The sequence below is a fragment of the Streptomyces xingningensis genome, from assembly GCF_054957865.1.
Genome location: NZ_JBDJPF010000109.1, coordinates 1 through 9,850, shown reverse-complemented (window position 1 = coordinate 9,850; position 9,850 = coordinate 1). Strand labels below are relative to the sequence as shown.

Annotated in this window: 2 protein-coding genes; both read left to right on the top strand. The window is 74.6% G+C overall.

The genetic code is table 11. The annotated features are described in order from the left end of the window. The coding region (locus ABCR83_RS31460) for an SDR family NAD(P)-dependent oxidoreductase (RefSeq protein WP_462698670.1) at positions 1 to 3,897 on the top strand (3,897 nt) is incomplete at its 5' end. 45 nt (positions 3,898 to 3,942) lie between these two features. Further along, a partial coding sequence (locus ABCR83_RS31455; RefSeq protein ID WP_462698669.1) for a type I polyketide synthase occupies positions 3,943 to 9,850 on the top strand: 5,908 nt, incomplete at its 3' end.

The following is a 9,850-nucleotide window of genomic DNA, read 5'->3' as shown; positions in this document are numbered from 1 at the left end:
TACCCCACCGACCCCACCCCCCGCACCATCGACCTCCCCACCTACCCCTTCCAACGCCAGCGCTACTGGATCCGCGACACCATGACCACCACCGAGGCCGCCGCCCCCGGGCAGGGATCCGGGCACCCCTTGCTGCAGACGGTGGCCCATCTGGCCGACGGAGGGCTTGTGTTGAGCGGCCGGGTCTCGGCGGCCTCGGCGCGGTGGCTCCCCGATCACACGGTGGCCGGTGCCACGCTGGTGCCGGGGGCGGCGCTGGTGGAGTGGGTGCTGCGGGCCGCCGACGAGGCGGGCTGCGCCACGGTCGAGGAGTTGGCGTTGCAGACCCCGCTCGTGCTGCCCGAGTCCGGCGGGCGCCAACTGCAGGTGGTTGTGGGGGCGGCCGACGACCAAGGGCACCGTGAGGCGTTGCTGTACTCCCGCCCGGATGAGCGCCCGGACATGGAGTGGGTCTGCCATGCGTCCGGGGAGCTGTCCCGGCAGGGGACCGCCAAGCCCGAGAGCCTGGCGGAACACTGGCCCCCGGCAGGTGCCGAGCCGGTGGATGTGGACGAGTTCTACGCACAGGTCGAGGCCGCCGGTTACGCGTACGGCGCGGCGTTCCGTGGGCTGCGGGCAATGTGGCGGCACGGGGCCGATCTGCTGGCCGAGGTGGTGCTGCCGGAGGAGGCCGGGGCGCCGGATGGGTTCGGCATTCATCCGGCGCTGCTCGACGCGGCGGTGCAGCCGGTGCTCGCGGAACGGCGCGAGGGCTCGTCGGGGGACGTCTGGCTGCCGTTCGCCTGGAGCGGGGTGGCGCTGTGGGCGGGCGAGGCCTCGGCCGTGCGAGTGCGGCTGTCCCCGGACGGGAGCCCGGACGAGCCCAGGGTGCGGTTGATGCTGGCCGACCCGGCCGGGGCGCCCGTGCTGAGCGTGGACGCGCTCGTGTTGCGCCCGGCGAATGTTCGCCGACTGCGGTCGGCGGGCGCGCAGATCACGGACGGTCTCTATGAGCTGGAATGGAATGAACTGCTCGGCACGCCACAACAGTTGGAGGACGACGCCACCGGCTGGGCGGCCCTGGGCCGGAATGACACCGGCCTGGTGTCCCACTCCGGTCTGGACGCCCTGGTGGCGGCGCTGGACAGCGGCGCACCCGCGCCCCGGGTGGTGATCGCCCCCGTGGACACCACGGTCGGCGACACAATTGGTGACGGGGCAGACCGAGAACGGGCCGTCGTCGAGCGGGTCTTGGCGCTCGTCCAGGGCTGGCTTGCCGAGCCGCGCCTCGCCGACACCCGTCTGGTGCTGGCAACCAGGGGTGCCGTGGGCGCTGTGCAGGGCGGGGCAGTGGATCTGGCGGGCGCGAGCGTATGGGGTCTGGTGCGCAGCGCCCAGTCGGAGAACCCCGGCCGGTTCCTGCTCCTCGACGTGGACGAGGGTCTCGGCTACGCGGCCGTCGGCGGCGCGGTGCGGAGTGCGCTGGCGGCGGACGAGCCGCAGCTGACGGTGCGCAACGGGCGGGCGCTGGCGCCGCGTTGGGCGCGGGCCGGGCAGTCCGTCGAGCTGGTGGCGCCCGTGGGCGAGTCGGCGTGGCGGCTGGTGGCCGGGGAGGACGGCACGTTGGAGAGCATGGCGGCGGTGCCCTGCCCGGAGGTGCTGGAGCCGCTGGGGCCCGGACGGGTGCGGGTGGCCGTGCATGCCGCGGGCGTCAACTTCCGCGATGTGCTGATCGCGCTCGGGATGTATCCGGACAAGAGTGCCGTCCCGGGCAGTGAGGGCGCGGGTGTGGTGGTGGATGTGGCACCGGATGTGACGACCATGGCCGTCGGGGACCGCGTGATGGGCATGCTCGAGGGCGCGTTCGGGCCGCTCGCGGTGGCGGATGCACGGATGTTGGCGCCGGTCCCGGACGAGTGGGACTTCCGTACGGCGGCCTCGGTCCCGGCCGTGTTTCTGACCGCCTGGTACGGCCTGGTGGAGTCGGCCGGTCTCAAGCCGGGGGAGTCCGTGCTGATCCACTCCGCCGCGGGCGGGGTGGGCATGGCGGCGGTGCGGATCGCCCGGCACCTGGGTGCCGAGGTCTTCGCCACGGCCGGCCCCGGCAAACAGCAGGTGCTGGAGGAGATGGGCATCGACGCGGCGCACCGGGCGTCCTCCCGCGACCTGGACTTTGCAGCGGCGTTCCGGGCGGCGACCGGCGGGCGGGGCGTGGACGTGGTCCTCAACAGCCTCGCCGGGGAGTTCACCGACGCCTCGCTGCGGCTGCTGGCGGATGGCGGCCGGTTTGTGGAGCTGGGCAAGACCGACCTCCGTGACCCCGAGCGGGTGACGGCCGGGCGGCCCGGTGTGACATACCGGGCGTTCGACCTGCTGGCGGACGCGGAGCCCGACCGGTTCGCCCGGATGTTCACGAGTGTCAACGGCCTGTTCGGCACCGGGGACTTGCGGCCGCTGCCGCTTCGGGCGTGGCCGCTGGCCCGGGCCCGTGAGGCGTTCCGTCTGATGAGCCGGGGCGGACACACCGGGAAGCTGGTGCTGGATGTGCCGCCCGCCGTCGACCCCGGCGGCACGGTGCTGATCACCGGCGGCACCGGCACGATCGGTGCGTCCGTGGCCGAGCACCTGGCGCGCGCCTGGCGGGTGAGGCATCTGCTGTTGGTCAGCCGCAGCGGCCCGGCAGCCCCGGGCGCGGGCGAGTTGGCAGAACGCCTGACCGCGCTCGGTGCCCGGGTCACGGTCGCGGCGGCGGACGCCGGCGACCCGGCCGCGCTCGCCGATGTGCTCGCCGGGATCCCCGACGAACACCCGTTGACCGGTGTGGTGCACGCGGCCGGGGTCCTGGACAACGCGCTGGTGCCCGGCCAGACGCCCGAGCGGCTGGCCCGGGTGTGGCACGCCAAGGCCGCGGCGGCCGCCAATCTGCACGCGGCGACCGAGCACCACAGGCTGGGCCTGTTCGTGATGTTCTCCTCGTTCGCCGCCACGCTCGGCACCCCCGGCCAGGCCAACTACGCGGCCGCCAATGCCTTCTGCGACGCCCTGGCCGCCCGCCGCAGGGCCGCCGGCCGGCCGGGTCTCTCGCTGGCCTGGGGCCTGTGGGAGACCGCGAGCGGCCTCACCGGCACACTGACGGCCGCCGACCGGACCCGGATCGACCGGTATGGCATCAAGCCGACCGGCGCGGAACGCGGCCTGGCCCTGCTGGCGGCCGCCTGCGGGCACGGCCGTCCCGACCTGCTCGCCCTGGACCTGGACACCCGCACCCTGGCGGCCCAGCCCCCCGGCACGGTGCCCGCCCCGCTGCGCGCGCTCGCCGCGTCGGCCGCCCCGAACCGTCCCACGGCCGCGACCGGGGGCGGCAGCGACGGCTGGGCCGGGCGGCTCGCCGGACTCTCCGCCGGGGAGCGGCAGCAGGCCGTGCTGGACCTGGTGCGCACCCACGCGGCCACCGTGCTGGGTCATACGGACGTCCGGATGGTGCCAGCGGGCGCCTCGTTCAAGGAGCTGGGCTTCGACTCCCTGACCGCCGTGGAACTGCGCAACAGGCTCACCGCCGCCACCGGGCTGCGGCTGCCCGCAGCCCTGGTCTTCGACTACCCGGAGGCCACCACGCTGGCCGCCCACCTCGCCGGACGGCTCACCGCCGGCACCGGGCCCACTGCGGTGCGGAGCGACGGTGCCACGCCCGTTCTCGACGAGCTCACCAGGCTCGAGAACGCACTGACCGCCGCGCCGCCCAAGGGAGTTGACCCGGCGGCGGTCACCGCCCGCCTCGAGGCGCTGCTGGCCGGGTGGAAGGCGGTGGCGGCGGCCCCGCCGAATGGAGACCACAGCGGTGACGACGCCGTGGACCGGCTCCAGGTGGCGACGCCGGAACAGGTCCTCGACTTCATCGACAACGAGCTGGGTGTGTGATGCGCGTACAGGCCGACTGCCCCGCGGTGACGGTGGTGACCCCCCATGGTGAGTGAAGAGAAGCTGGTCGACTATCTGAAGCGGGTCTCCGCCGATCTGCATGTCACCCGGCAGCGCCTGCGCGAGGCCGAGGAGCGGAACCAGGAGCCGGTGGCCGTGGTCGAAATGGCCTGCCGGTACCCGGGCGGCGTCCGCACCCCGGAGCAGCTGTGGGACCTCGTGGCCTCGCGCGGGGACGCGATGGGGGAGTTCCCCGGTGACCGCGGCTGGGATCTGGAGCGCCTCTTCCACCCCGACCCCGACCACCCCGGCACCAGCCATGCCCGCGAGGGCGGATTCCTCTACGACGCCGACCGGTTCGACGCCGAGTTCTTCGGGATCAGCCCGCGCGAGGCCCTGGTCCTCGACCCGCAGCAGCGGCTGCTGCTGGAGGTGGCCTGGGAGGCGGTGGAGCGGGCCGGGATCGACCCGCTGTCGCTGAAGGGCAGCCGCACCGGGGTGTACGCCGGGGCCGCCCTGCCCGGCTTCGGTACCCCGCACATCGACAAGGCGGCGGAGGGCTACCTGGTCACCGGCAACGCGCCGAGCGTCCTGTCGGGCCGCCTCTCGTACACCTTCGGCCTCGAGGGGCCCGCGGTGACGGTGGACACGGCGTGCTCCTCCTCGCTGGTCGCCATCCACCTGGCGTGCCATGCGCTGCGGCAGCGGGAGTGCTCGCTCGCCCTGGCCGGCGGTGTGACGGTGATGACGAACCCCCATGTGTTCACGGAGTTCTCCCGGCAGCGCGGGCTCGCCGGCGACGGCCGGTGCAAGCCGTTCGCCGAAGCCGCCGACGGCACGGCGTTCTCCGAGGGCGTCGGCCTGGTGCTGCTGGAACGTCTCTCCGACGCCCGTCACAACGGGCACCGGGTGCTCGCCGTCATCTCCGGCTCGGCCGTCAACCAGGACGGCGCCAGCCACGGTCTCACCGCCCCCAACGGCCCCTCCCAGCAACAGGTGATCCGCCAGGCGCTGGAGGCCGCCCGGGTGTCCCCGGCCGAGGTGGACGCGGTGGAGGCGCATGGCACCGGGACCCGGCTCGGCGACCCCATCGAGGCGCAGGCGCTGCTCGCCTCCTACGGGCAGGACCGTCCGGCGGACCGGCCGCTGTGGCTCGGCTCGGTCAAGTCCAACATCGGGCACACCCAGGGCGCGGCCGGGGTCGCCGGCCTCATCAAGATGATCATGGCGATGCGGAACGGGATGCTGCCACCCACCCTGCACGTGGACCGGCCCACCCCGCACGCCGACTGGGACGAGGGCGCCGTCCGCCTGCTCACCGACCCGGTCCCCTGGCCGCGCCGCGAACGCCCCCGCAGGGCGGGCGTGTCCTCGTTCGGCATCTCGGGCACCAACGCCCACCTGATCGTGACGGAACCACCCGAGGACCGCGCCGACGATGCGACGGAGACGGAGAACGAGTCCGCGCCGGCCACCGGCACCGTGCCCTGGCCGCTCTCGGCCCGCGACCCGCGGGCGCTGCGGGCGCAGGCCGAGGCCCTGGCCGAGCATCTGGATGCCCACCCCGAGTTGTCCGTCGCCGGCATCGGCCGTTCCCTGGCCACCACCAGGTCCCTGTTCGAGCACCGCGCGGTGCTGCTCGGCGAGCACCGCGAAGAACTGCGCGCCGCGCTCGACGCGCTCGCCGACGGCCGCCCCCACCCCGCCCTGACCAGAGCCGAAGGGCCCGCCCGGGCCGGCGGCACGGCGTTCCTCTTCTCCGGCCAGGGCAGCCAGCGGCCCGGCATGGGCGCGCGGCTGTACCGGGAGTCCGAGGTGTTCGCGCGCGCCCTGGACGAGGCCTGCACCCACCTCGACCCGCGGCTCGGCCGCTCCCTGCGCGACCTCCTCTTCGCCGACGCGGACACCCCACAGGCCCGGGAGCTGGACCGCACGGGCGTCACCCAGGCCGCCCTGTTCGCCCTCGAGGCCGCCCTGTACCGGCTGGTCGAGTCCTATGGACTGGTCCCCACCCACCTCGCCGGCCACTCCGTCGGCGAGATCACCGCCGCCCATGTGGCCGGCGTGCTCTCCCTGGCGGACGCCTGCACACTGGTCGCCGCGCGCGGACGGCTGATGCAGGCCCTGCCCTCCGGCGGCGCCATGATCGCCGTGCGGGCACCCGAGGAACGCGTCCTTCCGCTGCTCGCGGAACACGGGAACCGGGTCTGCGTCGCGGCCGTCAACGGCCCGGCCGCGGTCGTCCTGTCCGGGGACGCCGAGACCGTCGGGAAGATCGCCCGCGCCCTGCGGGACCAGGGCCACCGGACGAAGCGACTGCGGGTCAGCCACGCCTTCCACTCCCCGCTCATGGAACCGATGCTGGACGACTTCCGGCGCGTCGCCCAAGGACTGACGTTCCATCCACCGCGCATCCCCATCGCCTCCAACCTCACCGGCGCGCTCGCCGGCCCCGCGGACCTCACCGACCCCGAGTACTGGGTGCGCCACGTCCGCCAACCCGTCCGCTTCCACGACGGGTTGCGCACCCTGCGCGGGCTGGAGGTGACCCGATACCTCGAACTCGGCCCCGACCCGGTGCTCACCGCCATGGCCGAGGACTGCCTGACCGATGCCGAGGACGGCACCACAGTCGCCGCCGTCCTGCGCAAGGACCAGGACGAGGTCCGCACCCTGCGCTCCGCGCTCGCGGTCATGCATGTGGACGGCGCCGCCGTCGACTTCACCGCCGCCCTCCCCGCCGGCAGTCGCCCGGTCGCCCTGCCCACGTACCGGTTCCAGCGCACCCGTTACTGGCGGCCCGTCCCCGACGCCACCGCCGAGGTCCGCGCCGCCGGGCTCGGCGACACCGGCCACCCCCTGCTCCAGGCCGTGGTGGAACAGGCCGACGGCGGCCTCATCCTCGCCGGGCGCCTCTCCGCGCGCACCCACCCCTGGCTGACGGACCACACCATCGGCGGCGGTGTGCCCCTGCCCGGCACCGCGTTCATGGAACTCGCCCTGCTCGCCGCCGGGCGCGCGGACTGCGCGGCCATCGACGACCTCACCCTGGAGACGCCGCTGCTCCTGCCCGAATCGGGCGCCGTGCGCATCCAAGTGGCCGTCGCCGCGGCCGCCGACGACCGACGGGCCATCACCGTCCACTCCCGCCCGGACGACGACCAGGAGAGCGCCGACGCCTGGCAACGACACGCCACCGGCGTCCTGTCCGGCCGGGCCATGACACCACCCGCCCCCGAGACGGCACCCTGGCCCCCCACCGCGGCCGAGGCCGTGAACATCGACGAGCTGTACACCCGCCTCGCCGAGCAGGGCTATGCATACGGGCCCGCGTTCCGCTCCGTGCAGACAGCCTGGCGGCTGGGCGACGAAATGTTCGCGGAGGTCCGCCTCACCCCCGAGCAGCACGGCGAGGCGGACGCATACACCCTGCACCCGGCGCTGCTCGACGGGGCGCTGCACGCGGTGGACGAGCTCTACCACGGCGGCCACGGCCTCGCGGAGGAGAACTCGGAGGAGAGCGGGGACACGGTCAGGCTGCCATTCTCGTTCGGCGGCGTGCGCGCATACGCCACCGGCCCCGGCCGGCTGCGGGTGCGGATCACCCCGGCCGGACAGGACGAGATCCGGCTGACCCTGTCCGACCCGGGCGGCGCCCCCGTGGCCGTCGTCGACTCCCTCCGGCTGCGCAGGATCCCCGCCGACCGCTGGCGCTCCGCGCACGCCGCCACCACGGACCCGCTGTACCACCTGGACTGGCAGGCCCTGCCGCTGCCCGGCGACCACGCCCCGGCTGCCATGGCGGTCGTCGGACCGGACGACTTGGGCCTGTCCGCCGCCGTCCACCCCGACCTGGCCGCGCTGAAGTCCGCCGTCGTCGCCGGGGAACCGGTGCCGGAATTCGTCGTCGTACCGTTCCCGGCCGGGGGCGAGGCGGCTGCCGACGACGAACTCCCCGCCCGGGTACGGTCCCTGACCCACCGAGCCCTGACGCTGCTTCAGGAGTGGCTGGCCGAGGACCGTTTCCACGGCGCCCGGCTGGTCGTCACCACGCATGGCGCCGTGTCGGCCGCCCCTGGCGACACCCCGGCCGACCTGGTCACCTCCCCGGTCTGGGGCCTGGTGCGGGCCGCCCAGATCGAGCAGCCGGAGCGCTTCCTCCTCCTGGACCTGGACGACTCCACGGCCTCCCGCGGCGCCGTGCCCACCGCCCTCGCCGCCGCCGTGGCGGGTACCGAGAACCAACTTGTGCTGCGGGCCGGGGAAGCCCGGGTGCCCCGCCTCGCCAAGGCGCCGCGGAACGAACACCAGGAGCCCCTCCTCGACCCGGATGGCACCGTCCTCGTCACCGGCGGCACCGGCGCCCTCGGCCGCGCCATCGCCCGTCGCCTGGTCACCGCGCACGGAGCCCGCCACCTCCTGCTGGCCGGCCGCCGCGGCCCGGCCGCCGAGGGCATCGACGCCCTCAGGGACGAACTGGCCACCCACGGCACGCAGGTTGAGGCCATCGCCTGCGACCTCGCGGCCCCGGACGGCCCGGCCGCCCTGCTCGCCGCCATCCCGCCCGAGCACCCGCTGACGGCCGTGGTGCACGCCGCCGGGGTCGTCGACGACGGCCTCATCACCTCCCTGACGCCCGGACGGCTCGACACCGTGCTGGCGCCCAAGCTCGACGCGGCCTGGCGGCTCCACCAACTCACCCGCGAGCGGGACCTGTCGGCGTTCATACTGTTCTCCTCGGCCGCCTCCGTCCTCGGCAACGGAGGCCAGGCCAACTACGCGGCCGCCAACCTCTTCCTCAACACCCTTGCCGAACACCGCCGCGCCCAGGGCCTCCCCGCATCCTCCCTGGCCTGGGGCATGTGGGAGTCCTCCGGCGGCATGGCGGACCGCCTCGGCACCGCCGACCGCGCCCGCATCGGCCGCTCCGGCGTCACCCCGCTCGACGACGAACGCGCACTCGCCCTGTTCGACGCGGCCCTGTCCGCCCCACGGCCCACCGTGGTCACCGCCAGGTTCGACCGGGCCGTACTGCGCGACCAGGCGGCAACCGGGACCCTGGCACCCGCGCTGCGCGGCCTGGTGCGCGCCCGCGCACAGCAGACCGCCAACGAGGCCACCGGGGTGTCGTCCTGGGCCGCGCGCCTCGCTGCCCTGCCCGCAGTGGAACGCGACCGCGCCATCACCTCCGTCGTCCGCGAGCAGGTCGCCACTGTGCTCGCCCACCCCACGCCGGAGACCATCGAACTCGCCCGCGCCTTCGTGGACTTGGGCTTTGATTCGCTCACCGGCCTGGAGCTGCGCAACCGGCTCGGCGCGGTCATCGGCACCCGCCTGCCCGCCACCCTCGTCTTCGACCACCCATCCCCCGACGCGCTCATCCGCCACCTGCACGACCGGCTCCTCGGCGACCGGGAGGCAACGCCCGCGATACCCGCCCCGGCGGTACACCGGGCGGCGGACGACGACCCCATCGCCATCGTCGGCATGGCCTGCCGCTACCCCGGCGGCATCACCTCCCCCGAGGCGCTGTGGCGGCTGGTCGCCGAGGGCACGGATGCCGTGGGCCCCTTCCCCGACGACCGCGGCTGGGACCCGGACCTGTACGACCCCGACCCGGAGCGGACCGGCCGCAGCTACACCCGCGAGGGTGGATTCCTTTACGACGCCGGGGAGTTCGACGCCGCGTTCTTCGGCATCAGCCCCCGGGAGGCGGCCGCCACCGACCCGCAGCAGCGGCTGCTGCTGGAGACGGCCTGGGAGGCGTTCGAGGATGCCGGCATCCCGCCGTCCACCCTGCGCGGCAGCCAGTGCGCCGTGGTCACCGGGGTCATGTACGACGACTACGGCTCCCGGTTCCTCGGACACAAGCCGGACGGCTACGAGGGCCGCATCATGACCGGCAGCACGCCGAGTGTTGCGTCGGGCCGGGTGGCGTTCTCGTTCGGTCTGG